The organism is Microcella sp. (assembly GCF_040286215.1).
Taxonomy (GTDB): domain Bacteria; phylum Actinomycetota; class Actinomycetes; order Actinomycetales; family Microbacteriaceae; genus Microcella.
The window spans coordinates 274,936-294,336 of the sequence record NZ_JAVKCK010000006.1; the positions used below are offsets into that span (position 1 = coordinate 274,936).

Annotated in this window: 24 protein-coding genes; 7 read left to right on the top strand and 17 right to left on the bottom strand. The window is 69.0% G+C overall.

Annotation, left to right across the window (positions count from 1 at the left end):
- Positions 1–42: 42 nt before the first annotated feature.
- The 4 genes from RJQ01_RS03665 to rplS form a co-directional block, all read right to left on the bottom strand.
- On the bottom strand, positions 43–366 hold the full coding sequence (locus RJQ01_RS03665) for a DUF2469 family protein (protein ID WP_152583178.1): 324 nt from the start codon (positions 364–366) through the stop codon (positions 43–45).
- Between the two features lie 10 nt (positions 367–376).
- Entirely contained in the window at positions 377–1,051 is a 675-nt protein-coding gene (gene rnhB, locus RJQ01_RS03670; protein ID WP_350475356.1) for a ribonuclease HII, read from the bottom strand.
- Complete coding sequence (gene lepB, locus RJQ01_RS03675; protein WP_350475357.1) at positions 1,048–1,779, bottom strand: signal peptidase I; 732 nt, start codon at positions 1,777–1,779, stop codon at positions 1,048–1,050. Before lepB ends, rnhB begins: the two co-directional genes overlap by 4 nt.
- A 105-nt stretch (positions 1,780–1,884) precedes the next feature.
- Positions 1,885–2,232 (bottom strand): 50S ribosomal protein L19, encoded by a 348-nt coding sequence (gene rplS, locus RJQ01_RS03680; protein ID WP_350475358.1) that lies wholly within the window; start codon positions 2,230–2,232, stop codon positions 1,885–1,887.
- Between the two features lie 235 nt (positions 2,233–2,467).
- Between rplS and RJQ01_RS03685 the strand changes: the two genes are divergently transcribed.
- Positions 2,468–3,115, top strand: a complete 648-nt coding sequence (locus tag RJQ01_RS03685; RefSeq protein ID WP_350475359.1) for a TetR family transcriptional regulator — start codon at positions 2,468–2,470, stop codon at positions 3,113–3,115.
- Positions 3,116–3,883 carry a type I methionyl aminopeptidase gene (map, locus tag RJQ01_RS03690; RefSeq protein WP_350475360.1) on the top strand — a complete coding sequence of 256 codons (768 nt, stop codon included), beginning with the start codon at positions 3,116–3,118 and terminating at the stop codon, positions 3,881–3,883.
- Between the two features lie 34 nt (positions 3,884–3,917).
- On the opposite strand, the gene RJQ01_RS03695 is transcribed toward map, so the two are convergent.
- From RJQ01_RS03695 to ffh, 7 genes are all read right to left on the bottom strand, one after another.
- On the bottom strand, positions 3,918–4,382 hold the full coding sequence (locus RJQ01_RS03695) for a hypothetical protein (protein WP_350475361.1): 465 nt from the start codon (positions 4,380–4,382) through the stop codon (positions 3,918–3,920).
- Positions 4,379–5,110, bottom strand: coding sequence for a tRNA (guanosine(37)-N1)-methyltransferase TrmD (gene trmD, locus RJQ01_RS03700; RefSeq protein ID WP_350475362.1), 732 nt, complete (start codon positions 5,108–5,110; stop codon positions 4,379–4,381). The genes RJQ01_RS03695 and trmD overlap by 4 nt, the downstream gene beginning before the upstream one ends.
- Before the next feature lie 9 nt (positions 5,111–5,119).
- Positions 5,120–5,716 carry a ribosome maturation factor RimM gene (gene rimM / locus RJQ01_RS03705; RefSeq protein ID WP_350475363.1) on the bottom strand — a complete coding sequence of 199 codons (597 nt, stop codon included), beginning with the start codon at positions 5,714–5,716 and terminating at the stop codon, positions 5,120–5,122.
- Positions 5,713–5,949: an RNA-binding protein gene (locus RJQ01_RS03710; RefSeq protein ID WP_350475364.1), complete on the bottom strand. Its 237-nt coding sequence runs from the start codon at positions 5,947–5,949 to the stop codon at positions 5,713–5,715. The genes rimM and RJQ01_RS03710 overlap by 4 nt, the downstream gene beginning before the upstream one ends.
- Positions 5,950–5,955: 6 nt before the next feature.
- The gene (gene rpsP / locus RJQ01_RS03715; RefSeq protein ID WP_350475365.1) at positions 5,956–6,471 is read right to left on the bottom strand and encodes a 30S ribosomal protein S16; all 516 of its coding nucleotides are present in this window, start codon (positions 6,469–6,471) and stop codon (positions 5,956–5,958) included.
- 170 nt (positions 6,472–6,641) lie between these two features.
- Positions 6,642–7,430 carry an LLM class F420-dependent oxidoreductase gene (locus tag RJQ01_RS03720; RefSeq protein ID WP_350475366.1) on the bottom strand — a complete coding sequence of 263 codons (789 nt, stop codon included), beginning with the start codon at positions 7,428–7,430 and terminating at the stop codon, positions 6,642–6,644.
- Between the two features lie 32 nt (positions 7,431–7,462).
- Complete coding sequence (gene ffh, locus RJQ01_RS03725) at positions 7,463–9,058, bottom strand: signal recognition particle protein (protein WP_350475367.1); 1,596 nt, start codon at positions 9,056–9,058, stop codon at positions 7,463–7,465.
- Positions 9,059–9,149: 91 nt separating this feature from the next.
- Here ffh and RJQ01_RS03730 point away from each other — a divergent pair, with 91 nt between their 5' ends.
- Positions 9,150–9,665: a gamma carbonic anhydrase family protein gene (locus RJQ01_RS03730; protein ID WP_350475368.1), complete on the top strand. Its 516-nt coding sequence runs from the start codon at positions 9,150–9,152 to the stop codon at positions 9,663–9,665.
- A gap of 108 nt (positions 9,666–9,773) precedes the next feature.
- Here the strand turns inward: RJQ01_RS03730 and ftsY are convergent, their stop codons facing one another.
- The 5 genes from ftsY to RJQ01_RS03755 all read right to left on the bottom strand — a co-directional run bounded on the left by ftsY (position 9,774) and on the right by RJQ01_RS03755 (position 14,530).
- A complete protein-coding gene (ftsY, locus tag RJQ01_RS03735) occupies positions 9,774–10,652 on the bottom strand; it encodes a signal recognition particle-docking protein FtsY (RefSeq protein ID WP_350475369.1) in 879 nt (292 codons plus the stop codon).
- A gap of 117 nt (positions 10,653–10,769) precedes the next feature.
- Complete coding sequence (locus RJQ01_RS03740) at positions 10,770–11,744, bottom strand: putative endonuclease domain-containing protein (RefSeq protein ID WP_350475370.1); 975 nt, start codon at positions 11,742–11,744, stop codon at positions 10,770–10,772.
- A gap of 140 nt (positions 11,745–11,884) precedes the next feature.
- On the bottom strand, positions 11,885–12,154 hold the full coding sequence (locus RJQ01_RS03745; RefSeq protein WP_350475371.1) for a DUF3039 domain-containing protein: 270 nt from the start codon (positions 12,152–12,154) through the stop codon (positions 11,885–11,887).
- Between the two features lie 34 nt (positions 12,155–12,188).
- Positions 12,189–13,742 carry a hypothetical protein gene (locus RJQ01_RS03750; protein WP_350475372.1) on the bottom strand — a complete coding sequence of 518 codons (1,554 nt, stop codon included), beginning with the start codon at positions 13,740–13,742 and terminating at the stop codon, positions 12,189–12,191.
- Entirely contained in the window at positions 13,718–14,530 is an 813-nt protein-coding gene (locus tag RJQ01_RS03755) for an ABC transporter ATP-binding protein (RefSeq protein ID WP_350475373.1), read from the bottom strand. Before RJQ01_RS03755 ends, RJQ01_RS03750 begins: the two co-directional genes overlap by 25 nt.
- Before the next feature lie 353 nt (positions 14,531–14,883).
- On the opposite strand from RJQ01_RS03755, the gene RJQ01_RS03760 reads away from it, so the two are divergent.
- From RJQ01_RS03760 to RJQ01_RS03775, 4 genes are all read left to right on the top strand, one after another.
- Positions 14,884–15,576, top strand: coding sequence for a phosphocholine cytidylyltransferase family protein (locus tag RJQ01_RS03760; protein WP_350475374.1), 693 nt, complete (start codon positions 14,884–14,886; stop codon positions 15,574–15,576).
- A gap of 79 nt (positions 15,577–15,655) precedes the next feature.
- Positions 15,656–16,453: an ABC transporter permease gene (locus RJQ01_RS03765; protein WP_350475375.1), complete on the top strand. Its 798-nt coding sequence runs from the start codon at positions 15,656–15,658 to the stop codon at positions 16,451–16,453.
- The gene (locus RJQ01_RS03770; protein WP_350475376.1) at positions 16,453–17,214 is read left to right on the top strand and encodes an ABC transporter ATP-binding protein; all 762 of its coding nucleotides are present in this window, start codon (positions 16,453–16,455) and stop codon (positions 17,212–17,214) included. The genes RJQ01_RS03765 and RJQ01_RS03770 overlap by 1 nt, the downstream gene beginning before the upstream one ends.
- Positions 17,211–17,981 carry a hypothetical protein gene (locus tag RJQ01_RS03775; RefSeq protein WP_350475378.1) on the top strand — a complete coding sequence of 257 codons (771 nt, stop codon included), beginning with the start codon at positions 17,211–17,213 and terminating at the stop codon, positions 17,979–17,981. Before RJQ01_RS03770 ends, RJQ01_RS03775 begins: the two co-directional genes overlap by 4 nt.
- On the opposite strand, the gene RJQ01_RS03780 is transcribed toward RJQ01_RS03775, so the two are convergent.
- The gene (locus RJQ01_RS03780; RefSeq protein WP_350475379.1) at positions 17,917–19,215 is read right to left on the bottom strand and encodes a CDP-glycerol glycerophosphotransferase family protein; all 1,299 of its coding nucleotides are present in this window, start codon (positions 19,213–19,215) and stop codon (positions 17,917–17,919) included. The two genes, RJQ01_RS03775 and RJQ01_RS03780, sit on opposite strands and share 65 nt — an antisense overlap.
- Positions 19,216–19,401: the final 186 nt, after the last annotated feature.

Sequence of the window (19,401 nt, forward strand, 5' to 3'; positions counted from 1 at the left end):
TCACCCTAACCCGAAAGTGCTTCGCAACGCACGCAGGGGCCCCTACTCGTCGATGGCGAGCTCGCGAGGCAGCTTGAGGTCCTTCTTGCCCAGCTCCTCCACATTGACGTCCTTGAACGTCAGAACACGCACGCTCTTCACGAAACGGTCGGCGCGATAGACATCCCACACCCACACGTCGGTGAGCGTGAGCTCGAAGTAGAAGTCGCCCGCGACCTCGCGCACGACCTGCTCGACCTCGTTGGCCAGATAGAACCGTCGCTCGGTCTCCACCACGTACTGGAACTGCGACACCACGTCGCGGTACTCCCGATACAGGGCGAGCTCGACCTCGCGGTCGTAATCGTCGAAATCGTCGTCGTCCATCGCGTGCAGTCTAGACGGTCACATCGCGTGCGCCGCCGGTCGCGGCGGGCAGCCGCAACCACGTCACCCGGTGCCGGGGGCTCGGCCCGTGGGCGGCGACGGCCGCGAGGTGGGCGGCGCTTCCGTAGCCCTTGTTGCCCTCCCAGCCGAAGTGCGGCCACAGCCCCGCATCAGCCACCATGAGAGCGTCCCGATGCACCTTCGCCACGACCGACGCGGCCGCGACCGAGGCACAGTCTCGATCAGCCTTCGGCCTGACCCGGATGCTCGGCGGCGTCCTGAGCGCCGGTGTCAACCAGTCGTGGCTGCCGTCGAGCAGCACCGTCGACGCGCCCACGTCGATGCCCGACTCGTGGAGGGCGATCAGACCGCGACGTGCCGCGAGTCCGAGCGCGGCGACGATGCCGTGAGCATCCACCTCTCCCGGCTCAGCCTCGCCCACGGCGACCGCGGCCGCCCACTCGCGCACGAGGGGCGCGAGGTGCTCACGCTTCGCCGGGCTGAGCAGCTTGGAGTCGCGCAGGCCTGCGGGAGGAGCTTCCCCGCCCGGCACGATCGCGCACACACCCACGGCGACGACGCCCGCGATCGCCCCCCGCCCCACCTCGTCGCAGCCGATCACGACAGGAGCACCCTCCGCGAAGAGCGCGTGCTCGACCTCGAGCGTGGGTTCGACGACGGTCACGGCCGTGGGTCGACCCCGTCGAACACGAGGGGATAGTTGTCGAGCCAGCCCCAGCGCTCGAGAGGCCAGCTGACCACGAACGCCCGCCCAACGACATCGTCGATGGGCACCGGTCCGTTGACGCGTGAATCGCTCGAGTCGTAGCGGTTGTCGCCCATCACCCACAGCTGTCCCGCCGGCACGTCCTGCTGGAAGTCGCTACCGCTCACATCCCGGCGGCCCTCGGGAAGTTCCACGTATGGCTCGTCGAGCGGCACGCCGTTGATGCTCAACTGACCAAGGTCGTTGCAGCACACGATCCGGTCGCCCGGCAGACCGATCACGCGCTTGACGAGGTGCTCGTCGCTGTCGGAGGCGCTCAGACCCACCAGAGTGAGGATCGCATCGATGCCCTCCTCGAGCGGCGAGCGGGGCTGCTCGGGCGCAGGAGTCAGCCAGCTTCCCGGGTCACGGAAGACGATGACGTCGCCCCTCTCGACGGCGACGAGATCGGGGACGAGCTGATTGACGATGATGCGGTCGTTGACGAGGAGCGTGCTCTGCATCGACTCGCTGGGAATGTAGAACGAGCGGATCAGGAACGTCTTGATGAGGAACGAGATGACGAGCGCAGCAGCGACGATGACCACGACGTCGCGGAGGAAGAGCAGGGCGCCACGCCGCCGCGAGCGCGGGCGCTCGGGCGCAGGTTCGGATGCCGCTGCCGGCGGCGCTGTGTGCTCGGTCATTGCTCCCCAGGGTCGAGCTCCAGTCTAGGCACCGCCCCCGGCTCGAACGACGAAGGCCCCGCCGAGACATCGACGGGGCCTTGTGGCGCGAGGAGGGAGGAGCGCTCAGCTCTCGCGCTTCTCCTTGATCTTGGCCTTCTTGCCGCGCAGGGTGCGCAGGTAGTAGAGCTTGGCGCGGCGCACATCACCGCGCGTGACGACCTCGATGTGGTCGATGACCGGGGAGTGCACCGGGAAGGTGCGCTCGACGCCGACCTGGAAGCTCACCTTGCGCACGGTGAAGGTCTCGCGAATGCCCTCGTTGGAGCGGCCGATAACAACGCCCTGGAACACCTGGATGCGCGAACGGCTGCCTTCCACGATGTTGACGTGCACCTTGACGGTGTCGCCGGGGCGGAAGTCGGGGATGTCGGAGCGGAGAGACGCTGCGTCGACGTGATCGAGAATGTGCATGATGCATCGCTTTCTGCAATCGCCACAGGTCGAGTGCGGGGAGTAAGAGTGAGGTCGTGCCGGTGCTGCAGCCTCGCGGAACGACGGCTCCCCTGTGGCAGAACCGTGCCGAGGCACAAACGCTCATCATGCCATATGGGGGTATGCCCAGCCAACTTTCTGCGAGAATACCGGCAGGGATGCAGCGCACGGCCGCTACACTCGCGGCACACCGCTTTTCGGGGGGAGAGCACTCATGACCACCACCACCGCCACGCTCGCGACCGACAAGGTCGTCATGCGCACCGAGCCCATCCAGCGACGCAGCTCGGAGAGGATCGAGCTCCTGCTGGACGCCGCCGCCGCGCTCATCGACGACCACGGCATCGACGGCGTCACGACGAGCGCCGTCGCGAAGCGCTCCTCATCCTCCGTCGGCGTCGTCTACCGCTACTTTCCGAACATCCAGATCCTGCTGCGCGCACTCGCCGCCCGCAACCTCGAGCGCTACCTCGCCAAGGTGTGGGTGGGCATCGAGGGGTCGGGCCCGGAGCCCTGGTCGTCGTTCGACTCGACGCTCGATGTGTTCGTGGAACTCACCCGCACCGAACCCGGCTTTCGTGCCCTGCGGTTCGGCGACGTGATCGACCAGCGGTTCATCAACCCCGAGCTCAGCAACAACTCGATCCTCGCCCGCCGCTTTGCCGAACAGACCGGCGCAACCTATGGCTTCGAGCCCGACGATGAGCTGGTGTTCCACTACGAGGTCGCCGTCGAGATGGCGAGCGGGCTCCTCACACGGGCATTCCAATTGGACAAGAATGGTGATGCTCGCTTCATCGAGGCGACACGCACCCTGTGCGGTCACTACTTGCGCACGAATGTGCCACTACCCAGGAGCTGAATGATCGAGCTACGCACCCCGGCCGAGATCGAGCAGATGCGGCCGGCGGGACGGTTCGTGGCAAGCGTGCTGACGGCCACCAGCTCCGCCGCCGACGTAGGCGTGAACCTTCTCGAGTTGGATGCGCTCGCGCACGACATGATCCGCGCTGAGAAGGCGCAGAGTTGTTACATTGACTACCACCCCTCGTTCGGCGCATCGCCCTTCGCAAAAGTGATCTGCACCTCCGTGAACGACGCCGCGCTGCACGGGCTGCCGCACGACTACGCCCTGCGCGACGGCGACCTGCTCACCCTCGACTTCGCCGCCGCCGTCGACGGCTGGGTGTGCGACTCCGCCGTCAGCGTCGTGGTCGGCGAGCCCCGCCCCGGCGACCTCCAGCTCATCGCGACGGCGGAGAGCGCGCTCTCCGCAGGCATTGCGCAGGCCCGAGTGGGCAACCGCATGGGTGACATTTCGAGCGCGATCGGCGATGTCGCTCACGAGGCAGGCATGCCCGTCAACCTGGACTTCGGTGGGCACGGCGTGGGCCGCACGATGCACGGGGAGCCGCACATCCCCAACGATGGGAGGGCGGGGCGGGGGCTGAAGCTGCGCGCCGGGCTCGTCCTCGCGATCGAGCCGTGGTTCATCCCCGACACCGACGAGATCTACACCGACCCCGACGGCTGGACACTGCGATCGCGCACCGGCTCCCGCGCCGCGCACGCTGAGCACACCGTCGCGATCACGGCTGACGGGCCGCTCGTGCTCACCGCGCGCGACTGATCGACGCCTCGCCCGGAGCGGGCGATGCGCAGGCCTACCGGGTCGGCGCGTCGAGGAGCGGAACCTCGTCGGTCGCAGGGCCGAGCGGAGAGGTCCACGGCTCACCGTGCCGCTCCGCTCGCGTCGTGCGCGCCATCACGATGCACGCCGACACCGCCGCGACGATGAGCAGCGGCCACAGAAGATAGCCCAGAAGCAAGGCGGCCGGATCGAGAGACGTCGTGACGAGGATGATCGCGAGTGCGTACTGGGCGACGAGCAGGAGCTTCTCGCCGCTCGTGAGAACCGGCACCGCGCGGCGCTGCACGATCAGGTGGTTCAGGGCGAGCGACACCCCGAGGCCGGGCAGCACGAACGTGCCGGTCACAACGCTCTGCACCGACGGCAGGAGCGCGTACTGGTCGACCGCCTGGAGGACCCACGCAGCGATGCCCGCGAGCAGGGCGAGCGCCGCCACGAGAGGCTGCGACCAGAGCCACCAGCGCTCCCCCGTGGTCACGTCGACTCCCCCGCGCGATCGGGGCTCGGCAGATCGGGGCTCGGCAGATCGGGGCTCAGCAGATCGGGGCGCACGCGGCGGGTGCGCTCGAGCTGCTGCTCGTGACGCCACCGCGCAACGGCGCCGTGGTGGCCGCTCAACAGCACGGCAGGCACCGCCCGACCGCGCCAGATCGCGGGCTTGGTGTAGCTGGGGTACTCGAGCAGACCATCCTCATGGCTCTCCTCGGTGAGGCTCGCCGGGTTGCCGACCACGCCGGGAACCAGTCGGCCGACAGCTTCGATGATCGCCATCGCCGCCACCTCCCCTCCGTTGAGCACGTAGTCGCCGAGACTGATCTCACGCACCTCGTTGCGGTCAGCGTAGTGGTCGATGACGCGCTGGTCGATGCCTTCGTAGCGACCGCAGGCGAAGACGAGGTGCTCGCGCGCGGCCAACTCGCGCGCCTCGCGCTGCGTGAAGGGATGCCCGGCCGGGCTCGGAACGATGACGACGCTGTCGTCGCGAACGACACTGTCGAGCGCCTCCCCCCAGGGCTCGGGCTTCATCACCATGCCCGCGCCGCCCCCGTAGGGCGTGTCGTCGACGGTGCGGTGGCGGTCGTGCGCGAAGTCGCGCAGGTCGTGCAGACCGACGTCGATCACCCCCGCTTGGCGGGCCCTGCCGAGCAGCGACACCTCGAGAGCCCCGAAGAACTCGGGAAAGATCGTGACGATGTCGAAGCGCACAGCCCCACTCTAGGCGGGAGCATCCTTCGGCTCGTCGTCGTCGGCCGGCTCGTCAGGCACCTCAGGCAGCTCTTCGAAGAGACCGAGCGGCGGGGTGAGCGTCACGGTGCCACCCGCGATATCGACGACGGGCACGATCGCCCCCACGAAAGGCACGAGTACCTCGCCCTGAGGCGTGCGCACCGCCAGGAGGTCCTGAGCGGGCAGGTGGTCGACACGCACGATCGTGCCCACCTCGACCCCGTCGCGCATCGCGCGCAGCCCGACGAGCTGAAAGTCGTACCAGGCGTTGTCTTCGGCCGGCTCGTCGTCGATGCGCTCGATCCACAGGATCGCCTTGACGAGAGACTCGGCTGCGCTGCGATCGTCCACGCCCTCGAAGAACGCGACCGGCTGGGCGTTGTACCAGCGCAACTCCGTCAGGGTCAGCGTCTTGCCGTGCCAGTCGGACGACTCGGGCACCTGCAGCGAGAAGCTTGCCCCCGGGGTGAAGCGTCGCTCCGGCGCATCGGTATACAGCTCGAGCTTGAGGGCGCCCTTGAGGCCGTGGGCCTTCACGAGCCGACCCACCCGAAGTTGCGGACTCTCTGCGGCGGGCGCGTTCACTGATCGGTGTCGACGACGTCGACGCGCACCCGGCGGCCGTCGGCCAGCGACGAGATCACCGTGCGCAGAGCCTTGGCGGTGCGACCGCCGCGGCCGATCACGCGGCCGAGGTCCTCGGGGTGCACACGCCCCTCGAGGACCTCGCCGCGCGCAGAGCTCTGCGCGACGACCTCGACATCGTCCGGGTGATCGACGATCCCCTTGACGAGGTGTTCGAGAGTGTCAGCGAGCACGAGTCACTAGGCCTTGTCGGCCTCGGCCGCGGGGGCCTCCTCGGCGGGAGCCTCTGCGGGAGCATCCTCAGTCTTGGGCTCCTCAGCCTTGGGCTCCTCAGCGGGAGCGTCGGCAGCGGGAGCATCCTCAGCGGGCGCTTCAGCGGCCGGAGCCTCCTCCTTGGCAGGCTTCTCGGCCTTCGGCTTGAGCACCGGCTTTTTCTTCTCGTCGACGCTGAAGGCCTCCTTGGGCTCGGCGGTGCGAACGGTGCTCGTCGCACCCTTCTCGCCCTTGAAGGTGCCCCAGTCGCCGGTGAGCTTGAGGATCGCGAGCACCTGCGGGCTCGGCTGGGCGCCGACGCTCAACCAGTACTGCGCTCGCTCAGACTGCACCTCGATGAACGAGGGCTCCTCGGTGGGGTGATACTTGCCGATCTCCTCGATCACGCGACCGTCGCGCTTCTTGCGCGAGTCGGCCACGACGATGCGGTAGAACGGTGCACGGATCTTGCCCATGCGCTTGAGACGAATCTTGACAGCCACGTTTCTCCGAAATGTGTGAAGGAAGTGAGTCGCAGCCGGGTGTGTGGGGCACTCCCGACGCGGAAGCTCGTGAGGGTTGCGCGCAGCGCCAGATTAGAGGGTCGGGCGCGCGAGCACTCGACCGCCTATTCTGGCAGATTTTCGCAGACTCCGTGACCGCGCCCGGATGCTCAGCGCTGGTCGTCCCGCCAGGCGAGCCACTCGCGCACCTTCGCGAGGTCGTACCCCGGCCCCGTGATGCCCAGCGTAAAGAGCGTGGCACCCGCGGCGCGCAGCTCGTCGGCCTCCGCAGTCGTGCGGTTGCGCAGCTCGACCGAGATCTCGATCTCGCTCGTGTCCCGGCCCACGGCGCGCCCGTGCTCGGCGAGGACGCCGAGCTTGCGCTCGAGGGTCGGCACGTCGCTGAACGAGTGCCAGATGTCAGCGTGCTCGGCGACGATGCGCAGGGTCTTCTTCTCGCCACCCCCGCCGATGAGAATGGGGATCTCGCGCGTCGGCCTCGGGTTCAGAGCCTGCCAGCGCGACCGGATGATCGGCAGATCGCGGGCCAGAGCATCCAGTCGCTGCCCCGCCGTGCCGAACTCGTAGCCGTACTCGACGTAGTCGCGCTCGAACCACCCCGATCCCGTGCCGAACAGGAACCGGCCAGTGCCGCCTTTCGCGCTGATGTGGTCGATCGTGCGGGCCATATCGGCCTGCAGGCTCGGGTTGCGGTAGCTGTTGCAGTTGACGAGCGCACCGAGCTCGACCCGGCTCGTCTGCTCGGCGAGCGCGGCGAGCATGGTCCACGACTCGACGTGCAGGCCGTCGGGATCCCCGCTGAGCGGGAAGAAGTGATCCCAGTTGAAGATGATGTCGACGCCGAGCTCCTCGAGCTCGGTCGCGGTGTCGCGGATCAGCTCATACGGCGCATGCTGCGGTGCCAGCTGCACGCCCAGGCGCACGGGTCGTGTTGTCATGCTCACCACCCTACGTCGAGGCGCGCCAGCCGTCAGCGGCCGAGGAACTTCTGCAGCGCCTCGAGCTCCTCAGGCGTCGGCTGCTTCTCGCCCGTCGCGGCACCGCCACCGCCGAGCCCGAAACTGCTCCCGGATGCGCCCGCCCCCGCGCCAGAGCTCATGCCCTGCGCGCGTGCGGCCTCCTCAGCGGCTCGTTTCGCGGGATTGCCCGAACGCGACTTGCCCTTGCCCTTCTTCTTCGCCGCGGCCTTGCGCGCCGTCGCCGCACCGCCGCCGCCTCCCATGCCCGGCATCGGGCCCATCCCGGGCATCTGCGGCATGCCGCCCTTGGCCATCGTCTTCATCATCTTCGCCGCCTGCTCGAAGCGGTTCACGAGGGCGTTGACCTCGGTGACCGTGGTGCCCGAACCGCGGGCGATGCGCAGACGACGCGAACCGTTGAGCAGCTTGGGCAACCGGCGCTCGGTCGGCGTCATCGACTGGATGATCGCCTCCGTGCGGGTCAGCTCGCCCTCGTCGAAGTTCTCCAGCTGCTCCCTCATGCCGCGCGCGCCGGGCAGCATGCCCAGCATGCCCTTGAGCGAGCCCATCTGCTTGAGCTGCTGCATCTGCGCAAGGAAGTCCTCCAGCGTGAAGCTGTCGGTCGCGAACTTCTCGGCCGTGCGCTTCGCGTCCTCCTCGTCGAACGACTTCTGCGCCTGCTCGATGAGGGTCAGAATGTCGCCCAGGTCGAGGATGCGGCTCGCCATGCGATCGGGGTGGAACGGCTCGAAGTCGTCGAGACCCTCGCCGGTGGAGGCGAACATGATCGGCCGCCCCGTGATGCTCGCGACGCTGAGCGCGGCGCCGCCGCGCGCGTCGCCATCCAGCTTCGACAGCACGACCCCGGTGAAGTCGACGCCCTCCTGGAAAGCCTTCGCCGTGCTCACCGCGTCCTGACCGATCATCGCGTCGATGACGAACAGCACCTCGTCAGGGTCAACCGCCTTGCGGATGTTCGCGGCCTGCTTCATCAGCTCGGCGTCGACGCCGAGACGGCCAGCCGTGTCGACGATGACGACATCGTGCTGCTTGTCGCGCGCATGCTTCAGGGCGTTCTTCGCAACCTTCACCGGGTCGCCGACGCCATTTCCCGGCTCAGGCGCGAAGACGGCGACGCCCGCCTGCTCGCCGACCACCTGCAGCTGCTGCACGGCATTGGGGCGCTGCAGGTCGGCCGCGACGAGGATCGGCGTGTGACCGTCGGCCTTCAGCCACTTCGCCAGCTTGCCCGCAAGAGTCGTCTTGCCCGCGCCCTGCAAGCCGGCGAGCATGATCACCGTCGGCGGGGTCTTCGCGAACTGCAGACGCCGCTGCTCGCCGCCGAGAATGCCCACGAGCTCGTCGTTGACGATCTGCACGACCTGCTGCGCCGGGTTCAACGCCTTGTTGACCTCATCGCCGAGGGCGCGCTCGCGCACCGCCGCCGTGAAGTCCTTCACGACCGCCAGCGCGACATCCGCGTCGAGCAGGGCACGGCGAATCTCGCGCACCGTGCCGTCGACGTCGGCCGGGCTGAGCTTGCCCTTCGTGCGCAGGGCGCTGAAGGTCGAGGTGAGCCGGTCGGAGAGCGTGCCGAAAGTTGCCATGGTGCCCCCATTGTAGGTGCGGCGACTCTGCTTGACTGGGGCTGTCGTCGTGCGCACCGCGCGCCGGCCGCACCGCAGTCGAGGAGGACCCATGCGCCGCACGATCTTCGGCCACACGCCTGAGGTAGCCCCCACCGCGTTCGTCGCCGACAACGCTACCCTCATCGGAGACGTGCACGTGCACGCGCACGCCGTCGTCATGTACGGCGCCGTGCTGCGCGCCGACCGCGATCGCATCGAGCTCGGCGAGGGCTCCAACCTGCAGGACACCGTGACGGTGCACGGCGACCCGGGCCGCCCCACGATCATCGGCCGCGGCGTGAGCGTCGGGCACGCCGCCATGCTGCACGGCTGCACGATCGAGGACGACTGCCTCATCGGCATGAGCGCGACCGTGCTCAACGGGGCCGTCATCGGCCGCGAATCGCTCGTCGCCGCCGGTACCGTCGTGCTCGAAGGCACGGTCGTGCCGCCGCGGTCGCTCGTCGCCGGCGTACCCGGCAAGGTGCGGCGCGAGCTCACGGATGACGAGGTGGCGGGCATCCGCACCAATGCCGAGACGTACCGGATGCTCGGAGCCGAGCACGCGGCGGCGCGCGACGAGTAGTGCGCCGCGCCGCTCCCCGCCGCTCCGCTTTGTGTCAGATCTGACCCGAATGGGCGTTGGCGCGGGACGCGAACGCCCTTTCGTGTCAGATCTGACCGAAAGTGAGGCTTAGGGGACGAGGCTCGCCGCGAAGACGTGAGGCGTGAAACCCGTCAAGTCGCCGATGCCCTCACCCTGGCCGATGAGCTTGATCGGGATGCCCGTCTGCTGCTGCACGCGCAGCACGAAGCCGCCCTTCGCCGAGCCGTCGAGCTTCGTCACCACGAGCCCCGTGACACCCGCATGCTCGATGAACGCCTGTGCTTGGGCGACGCCGTTCTGACCGGTCGTTCCGTCGAGCACGAGAAGCACCTCGGCCACCGGGCCGAGCTTCTCGACCACGCGGCGCACCTTCGCCAGCTCATCCATGAGGCCCGACTTGGTCTGCAACCGGCCCGCCGTATCGATGATCGCGATCTCGGTGCCGGTGCGCGTCGCGTGATCGACGGTCTGGTAGGCGACGCTCGCCGGATCCTGGCCCGGCTGCTGCGGCCGCACCACCTCCGCGCCGGCGCGCTCAGCCCACGTGGCGAGCTGGTCGACGGCCGCGGCGCGGAACGTGTCCGCAGCGCCCACGACGACACTGCGCCCGTGGTTGGTGAGGAACTTCGCGAACTTGCCAATCGTCGTCGTCTTGCCGACGCCGTTCACGCCCACGACGAGCACGACAGCGGGGCGATCGCTGAGCGTGAGCGTGGGGTCGAAAGCGGCGAGGCGCTCCTCGAGAGCCTCGCGGAGCATCCTCTTGAGGTCTGTCGGGTCGGTCGTGCGGAACCGGTTGACCTGCTCCTGCAACTGGTCGAGGATCTCGTCGGTCACGTCGGGGCCGAAGTCGGCGCCGATGAGCGCCGTCTCGAGGTCGTCCCATGTGCCCTCGTCGATGGTCGGGCGCGTGAAGAGCCCGCGCATCGCTCCCCCGAGCCGCCAGCCCCCCGCACTCTCCGCCATGCGTCCAGCCTACCGACCCGCCCGCGCCGCGCCGGGCGGCGCAGATCTGACGCACATGGGCGTTGCGCGCAAGTGATAGCGCCCGTTCGCGTCAGATCTGGGCTCGAAGGAGGCGCATCAGGGGAGAGCGAGAGGGTGATGGGGTGGGCGCGGTGGCCGTGACGGTCGCCAGCCGCGCTGCCGGAGCCGGCGCGCGAGCGTGGCGACCAGCCGACGAGAGTTCGAGTAGAGGTCGTTCTTGACCGCGCGGACCGCCGACCACCCGGCGTCGGTGAACGCGTCGAACCGCGCGAGATCGGAGGCGAACTGCCGAGCATCAGTGCGATGGCGTTCGCCCTCATACTCGACCAGCACGCCGAACTGCGGCCACGCGAGGTCAGGATGCAGCACCCCCAGCGGCGTGCGCACGGGAGGCGCCACGTCGACCTCGGGCAGCCCCGCCGCGGCGAGCGTCAGACGGAGGTGCGTCTCGGCGCGAGAACGCACCCCCGAGGCGGACAGCGCGACAGCTCGACGCAGTGCCGAGGCGCCGGCGCGACGGGAGCTGCGCTCGAGCATCCGGTCGATGTCTTCCGTCGCCCCCACGTCATCGACCAGCCGGAGCGCGTCGATGACCGCGACAACGTCGGCGATCGAAAGCTGACAGGCGACGGTGAGTGCAAGCGCGCCGGGCGCGGCGACCCGCAACGGAACGAGCTCGCCAGCGCTGGTCGGCAGCATCAGGCGCTCGAACGCCGGGTCGGCAAGATCCCGTTGATGACCGACCACCCCCTGTCGGCGGAGGGCGCGGAGCTCCCGTGGGACAGCGACATGCAGCGGGCCGCCCTCGAGCGCGCGCGGAAGCGGCAGGGCGCGCAGTTGCGCGGCGGTGGAGTGCGAGAACCAGGCCTCCTCAGGCAGAACGTGCGCGAGCGCCCAGGCCCGGTCGACGATCGTTCGGGGCGGTGGGCCTGTGACGACGACGCCGTGGTGGGGATGATGCAGGTCGGCGCGGCGGGCGCGGTCGGCGCTCAGGCCGAGCCGGCGGGCGGCAGCCGTGGAGAGGGTCTGGTTGCGGAGGCTGTCGGGCAGTGGCTGGGCTGGTCGGGTCATGGCCGCCACTGTGCTCAGTGATCGCACAGCCGTACGCCGTTGGCGCAATCCCGTCAGAATGGGCGAAGAAGTGCGGAACTGGGGAGGGAGAGCGCCCCTTCTCGCCAGATCTGGCGCGCGGCGCGTGGCGGTTGGGGGGGTTACGCGTCGCGCAGGCGCTCGTAGATCTTCTTGCACTCCGGGCAGACGGGGAACTTCTCGGGGTCGCGCCCGGGAGTCCACTTCTTTCCGCACAGCGCGCGCACCGGCTTGCCGGTCAGCGCCGATTCGAGAATCTTGTCCTTCGGCACGTAGTGCGAGAAGCGCTCGTGGTCGCCGTCGTCGAGCTGCCGGTCCTCCAGCAGCTTCTCGAGCTCGCGGTCGAGCACATCGGTGCCGCCGCCCTGGCCGGGCTCGTCGAGTGTCGCCATACGCGTCAGTCTACGACGGCGGGACGGGAGCCGCTCAGGTGCGCATGAGGAGGCCGAGGAGCTCCGGCGCGCGGCGGCGGAAGACGACACCCCCGACGAGGATGCCCAGCACGAGCATCCCGAACCCTGTGGCCCCGGCGGCCCACCCCGCCATCTCGAGCATCTCAGCATCCTCCGCCAGCAGGCCCATGACCGCCAGGGTGAGGGAGGGCGCCATGAAGGCGAGGATCGCGAGCAGCGTGAACGACTGGGTCCACCCCGCGGCCGCGCCGAGGAGCGGCGGCTGATCCCACGGGCCCGCCCCGGGGCGCGCGGCCGGGTACGGTGCGAGTGCTGAGGAGACGCTGGAGACTCCGAGTCCGGTCGAGAGAAGGCCGATGCCGGTGCCGACCACCGCGGGGTAGACCTCCGGCACTCCCGACCACAGTGCGGCGAGCGGCGAGGCGAGCAGGATGAGCGGCGTGCCGATGAGCAGGGGCGGCACCACCCGGCCCCAGCGGTCTGAGAACCCGCGAATCGGTGCGGCCACGTGCATCCACATCGCCGAATGGTCGTAGGCAACGTCGTTGTGGGCGAACCAGCCCAGGAAGAGAGCGAACACCGGCACGGGGATCAGCCACAGCAGCGGGACGGGAGCCCCCGCGACGGCGAGCGCCACCATCATGAGCGCGGGGGCGACGGGCAGGGCGATGATGACTGCGCGGTACCGCGCATCCCTCGTCCAGTAGAGCACGCTGCGCGCCGCGATCGCCGCCGACGGCGTCGCCGGCACCAGGTCGAACCAGCCGAGACCGCGGATCGCGGGGGCAGACCGGATGCGTTGCGGCGCCTCCACGATGCGGCGCACCACCCAGGGCCACGCTGCCACCAGAACGGCGACCGCGACGGCACCCCCGAACAAGCGCCAGGCGATCTCGGTGTCGGAGCCTGCTGGCGCCGCCCACAGGAAGCCTAGGGGCGTGCTCGCCAGCACGGCGGCAACGTCCACGAGGCCATCCGGATCATCCCCGCTCTGCACGAGGAGCACGGCCGTCACCGCTGCGGCGAGGGCGAGGGCGATCGTGAGTCGAGCGGCAGCGGTGAGCGCGCGCACGGCCGCACCCGTGACGGCGAGCTGCGCCGTGACGGCGACGAGGTACTGGGAGGACATGATGACGAGGATCGCGCCGATCACCCCGGCGACGATCGCGAGACCAGCCTGCTCGGTGCCCGCCCAGGCGATCTCGACGGCGATGCCGAGCGTCACCGCGAGTGCCCCGGGCACCCCGACCGCGCCCGCGAGCATCAGGCCGAGAGCCAGCTCGCCCCGGCGCACAGGGAAGGCCGCGAAGCGCCGCGGCTCGAGTGCCGACCCGAGCCCCGCGCTCAGGGGTGCGACCACGATGCCGAGTGCGATCGACGAAGCCACCACCACGAGCGCGGCCTGATGGTCGCCGCGCTCCACGCGCACCTCCTGAGCGAGGAGGATCAAGGCTGTTCCGACGGCTCCTGCGAGCAGGAGGACGAGGAGTGCGCGCACAGCACTCGCTGCACCCCGGAACGCCGAGGCGAGCAGTGCGAGCTTCAGTCGGAGAATGTGGTCAACCACTCGAGACCCTCCACGGCGGATCGACCGCCCGCGAGCTCGACGAAGCGTTCCTCGAGAGACCGTCCGCCGCGCACCTGGTCGAGCGTCCCGATCGCGAGCACCGAGCCGTCCACGATCACCGCGACGCTGTCGCACACCCGCTCGACGAGAGCCATGTTGTGGCTCGACAGCAGAACGGTGCCGCCGCTGGCCGTGTACCGCTGCAGCAACTCGATAGCCTGCGCGGTCGAGACGGGGTCGACCGATTCGAAGGGCTCATCGAGCACGAGCACGCGGGGAGAGTGGATCATCGCCGCAGCGAGCGAGATCTTCTTCACCATCCCGATCGAGTAGTCGCGCACCGGTCGGTTCAGCGAGCCTTCGATGCCGAGCGCGACACCGAGATCCTCGGTGCGGGAGGAGGCCGTCGAGCGGTCGAGGCCGTGCAGCATTCCGCAGTAGTACAAGAGCTGCGCCCCGGTGAGGCGATCGAAGAGCCTCATGCGATCGGGCAGCACCCCGGTGACCCGCTTCGCGGCGAGAGGATCGAGCCAGACGTCGGAACCGGCGACGAGCACGGTGCCGGAGTCGGGCCGCAGCAGCCCCGTGATCATCGAGAGCGTGGTGGTCTTTCCCGCACCGTTGGGCCCCACGACCCCGAACATGGAGCCGCGGCGCACCGTCAGATCGATGTCGTCAACGGCGACCGTAGAGCCGTACGTCTTGCGCAGTGCTACGACCTCGACCACCACCGGCGGTGCGTCGGGCTGCGCTCGCGGCGTGCGCGGCGGTTTCGCCGCTGGGGTCACTGAGGAGGACGCTGCTGTGGCGCGAGGCGTGACGCGGGCTGTCTTCTTGGCGCTGGGCTTCACAACCTCGGGCTTCTCCGTGCGCCGTGTGGCAGGTTTCGCGAGCTGTCGCGGCTTTGCGGGCTTGCGGGACGCGCTTGAGCCCGAGGCAGCCGACGACGAGGAATTCACGACCCCACGCTACCAACGCGGCGCCACCCCCTCACACCCTCCCATCAGGTGAAAATCATTCGCCACTCCCGTCACGATTGGGAAACAAAGGGTGAATTCAGAGTGACGGCTGAGTGTCGCGCCGGTAGCATCGTGAGTTGCACAACGGTGTGTCTTCGTCCACCACACCAGGAGCATTCTTCATGACCACTCAGATCGTCATTCTTGCCGCGGGCATGGGCAGCCGCCTCGGCCGCGAGCTTCCGAAGCCGCTGACCGAGCTCAGCGACGGCCGCACCATCATGCGCCAGCAGCACGACAACGTTCGTGCAGCGTTCGGCACCGACGTGACCATCACCACGGTCGTCGGCTACAAGCTCGAGCACATCATCGACGCATTCCCCGACGTCGAGTACGTCTACAACGAGCAGTACGACCAGACCAACACCTCCAAGAGCCTGCTGCGCGCCCTCAAGGCCACCGGCAAGCACGGCGTGCTGTGGATGAACGGCGACGTCGTCTTCGACCCTCAGGCGCTCGTGCGCTCGGCCGAGCTCGTGCACGCCGACCGTTCCTTCGTGAGCGTCAACACCTCCACCGTGAGCGACGAAGAGGTCAAGTACACAGTCGACGCCGAAGGCTTCATCGACAAGCTCTCCAAGACCGTCGTCGGCGGGCTCGGTGAGGCCGTGGGCATCAACTACATCTCGAGCCGTGACAAGGCCGCGCTCGTGCATCACCTCACCCGATGCGCCGACCAGGACTACTTCGAGCGCGGCATCGAGCTCGCCATCGAGCACGACCGCGTGCGCATCGAGCCGGTCGACATCAGCGACCTGTACGCCGTCGAGGTCGACTTCGCCGAAGATCTCGAGCGGGCGAACTTCTTCGTCTGAGCACCTCGCGCCACCGGGGTCGCCGCCCCGAGTGTCGGCCTTCGCCGTTGCACGGGGCGGTGCGACTACCGTTGACCGCGTGACCACCGCACTCCCCCCGCGTCGCGCGCGCTCGCGCTCCGAGGCATACCGCCAGTCGCTCTGGCTTCTCACCAGCCGCGACCTGCGCGTGCGGTACTCGACATCCTTCCTCGGCTACTTCTGGTCGGTGCTCGAGCCGCTCGTCATGGCCGTCATCTACTGGTTCGTCTTCACCCAGATCGTGCAGCGCACGATCGGCGCAGAACCGTACATCGTCTTCCTGCTGGCGGGTCTTCTGCCGTGGATGTGGTTCAACGGCGCGGTCGGCGATGCCACGCGCGCCTTCATCAAGGACGCCAAGCTCGTGCGCTCGACGCGCATCCCCCGCACGGTGTGGATCAACCGCATCGTGCTCGCCAAGGGCATCGAGTTCCTCGCGAGCATCCCCGTCATCGTCATCTTCGCCCTCATCTTCGGCGCGGCGCCCACGTGGGGCGTGCTCTGGCTGCCGCTCGCGGTGCTGCTGCAGACCGTGCTCACCGTCGGGCTGGCCATGATGATCGCCCCGCTCGTGGTGTTCTTCCGCGACCTCGAGCGCGCGGTCAAGCTCATCCTGCGCTTCCTGTTCTACGGCTCGCCCATCATCTACGGGCTCTCCGACCTGCCGGACGGCCTCGAGCTCTGGGCCTCCTTCAATCCGCTCGCGGGCATCATCTCGCTCTACCGGGCGAGCTTCTTCCCCGACCAAGTCGAGCCGATCGCAGTGATCATCGCGGCCGGGATGAGTCTCCTCTTCCTCTGCGCGGGCATCCTCGTCTTCCGACGCATGGTGCGCTCGGTGCTCAAGGAGATCTGATGGAGACGACCGAGTCAACGAGCGCGCCCGTCATCCAGGCCCGAGGCGCGGGAATCCGCTTCCGCCGCAACCGCACGGGGCGGCGATCGTTCAAGGACCTGTTCGCGGGCCGCAACCGCCGCTCCCGCCCCGGCGAGTTCTGGGCGCTGCGCGACGTCGATGTCACCGTGCACGAAGGCGAGGCGATCGGCGTGGTCGGCCGCAACGGGCAGGGCAAGTCGACCCTTTTGAAGCTCGTGGCGGGCGTGATACTGCCCGACGAGGGCATTGTCGAGGTGCGCGGGGGCGTCGCACCGCTCATCGAGATCACGGGCGGCTTCGTCGAAGACCTGACGGTGCGCGAGAACGTCTACCTCACGGCGGGGCTGCACGGGATGCCCAGGGCCGAGATCGTGGCCCGCTACGACGAGATCATCGACTTCGCCGAGCTGCGCGACTTCGTCGGCACCCCGTACAAGCACCTGTCGAGCGGTATGAAGGTGCGGCTCGCCTTCGCCGTCATCTCCCGCCTCGAGGAGCCGATCCTGCTCGTGGACGAGGTGCTCGCCGTGGGTGACAAGGCTTTCCGCGCGAAGTGCTACCGCCGCATCGACGAGTTGCTCTCGGCGGGCCGCACGCTCTTCTTCGTCTCCCACAACGAGCGCGATCTGACGCGGTTCTGCACCCGCGGGCTCTACCTCGACAAGGGAGCGCTCAAACTCGACGGCCCGATCGGCGAGGTACTCGCCGCGTACGACGCCGACTACGGGAGCGTGACGTGAGCCTCGAGCCGCAGCTTGACGGGCGCCCCGACCCCGCACTCATCCGTGGACTGCGCGCGGCGATGTCGGCGCAGCGCCCCGTGGTGCTCGCGCACATCCGCAGCATTCGCCGTCAGCATCCGACGGCCTCGCCCGAGCAGGTGGTGCGGATTCTCGAGAAGCGGTTCCTCGCGAGCGTCACCCTCAGCGGCGCCGGTAGCGGGGGCGCCGCGGTCATCCCCGGTGTCGGTACGGCGATCACCCTCACCGTCATTGGCGCCGAGACCGTGCTCTTCTTCGAGATGACCGCGCTCTTCGCCCAGTCCGTCGCCGAGATCCACGGCATCGTGGTGGACGACGAGGAGCGCGCGCACACCCTCGTCATGGCGCTGCTGCTGGGCGGGCCGGGCAAGGAGCTCGTGGAGCAGTTCCTGCGCCAGGCCGGTACGCGCAGCGCCGACCGCAGCGAGTACTGGGGCGAGACCATCACCGCGACCCTGCCGAAGGCGGTCGCGAGCTACCTCAACAGGACGCTGCGCGAGCAATTCGCCAAGCGCTTCGCTGTGGCCCAGGGGGCCGGAATGGCCGGCCGCCTCATCCCGTTCGGGATCGGAGCCGTCATCGGCGGCACGAGCAACCGCGTCATCGGCGGCCGCGTCGTGACCGCGACCCGGCAGGCGTTCGGGCCGGCGCCGCTCACCTGGGCCGCCGACCTCGACCCGGTCAGTCCTCGCCGGGAACGGCGTCCTCGTCGTCCACGTCGTCGAGGGGGTCGGACTCGCTCGTGATCGGATCGGCGGCGTGTGCGGCCGCCGCCCGCTCCCATTCGTCGATGAGCGCCTGCACTGCGGCATGGAACCGCGCAGTTGCCGCACCGGGGGTGGTGTCGCCGAAGTAGCGCGTGACCCACGTGGTGAGGGCGTCGTGCGCCTCGGTGCTCGTGAGAACGTGGTCGACGAGCGGCACGATCTGGTCGGCCTGGTCGGCGGTCAGCCACTCGCACGCGCTCAGATAGCCGGTCTCGTCGATCTCGGCCTCGTCGGAGGCGGGCCGCGCGACGATGAGCGGCTTGCCGGTCGCGAGCCGGTCGTAGACCATCGCGGAGATGTCGGTGACGGCGACATCGGCGGCGACGAGCTGCCAGCCGAGCGATGATCCCGAGTCGTAGAGATGGTGGGCGCCCGGATCGGCGGCGTTGGCCTGGGCGAGGGCCGCGACGATGCGGCGATGCGCCGCGCGATACCCCCGGTCGACGACGCCGCTGCGCGGGTGCGGGCGGTAGATGACGCGATGGCGGCCGGTGGCGAGAAGAGCATCCACGAGCCTCTCGCCGTGGCTGGCGATCGAACCGTATGCGGCAGCCGGCCGGTCGCCCTCCCACGTGGGGGCGTAGAGCACGACGGTGCGATCGTCGGGCGTGTACGGCAGCTCGCCGGCGAAGTGGTCGGCCTGCGGCCGCCCGATCTCGAGCACGCGCCGGTCGAGGTCGTAATTCCACAGCTTGCGCGCGAGGCGGTCTTTGGCGGCCTGACCTGCCACGAAGGCGTAGTCGTATGCCTTGTACTGGTTCGTGGTCATGTACATCTTGTCGGACTCGCCGTGGTTGATGAACACGTGCCACATGCGGCTGTAGCGGAACATCTGGAAGTTCTTCGTGTTCTGGTTGACGTAGAGCACGAGGCGCAGCGGCTGCTCGGCGACGAAGCGCTCGAGGTCGGTCACGCGGCGCAGGTAGATGGCGGGAACAGGCGCCTCGTCGAGGAGCGTCATCATCGTGCCGGGGCTGCGGCTGATGATGGCGACCGGATGCTCGCGCGCGAGCTCGGCGAGAGGCGCGTACCACTGCCGGATCTGGTACAGGTTCACCCGCGTGTCGGCGAAGTACACGGCGATCTCGATCGAGCCGGGGGCGGGAGGCGTCACGCCCTGGAGCCGCTCGGCGAGCAGCGCGCGGTTGCGGCGCGAGCGCAGAAGGTTGCGCGCGATGCGCCGCGCTGCCTTCGCCTGCCCCCAGAGCCCCATGCGTCCATCCTCCCAGCGCCTCAGGAGCGCCCCCGACGATTCGGTCACACCGTTACCGACTTGTTCGCATCCGCGCGCGTGTGTGTTGCCCGTTCAGGAAGCCGCACTGCGGAATGAGCGACACGCCGCACTCGAGCGGCCACAGTGGGCATCCCGCGCTGTGCTTCCTGAACGGGCAACACGGCG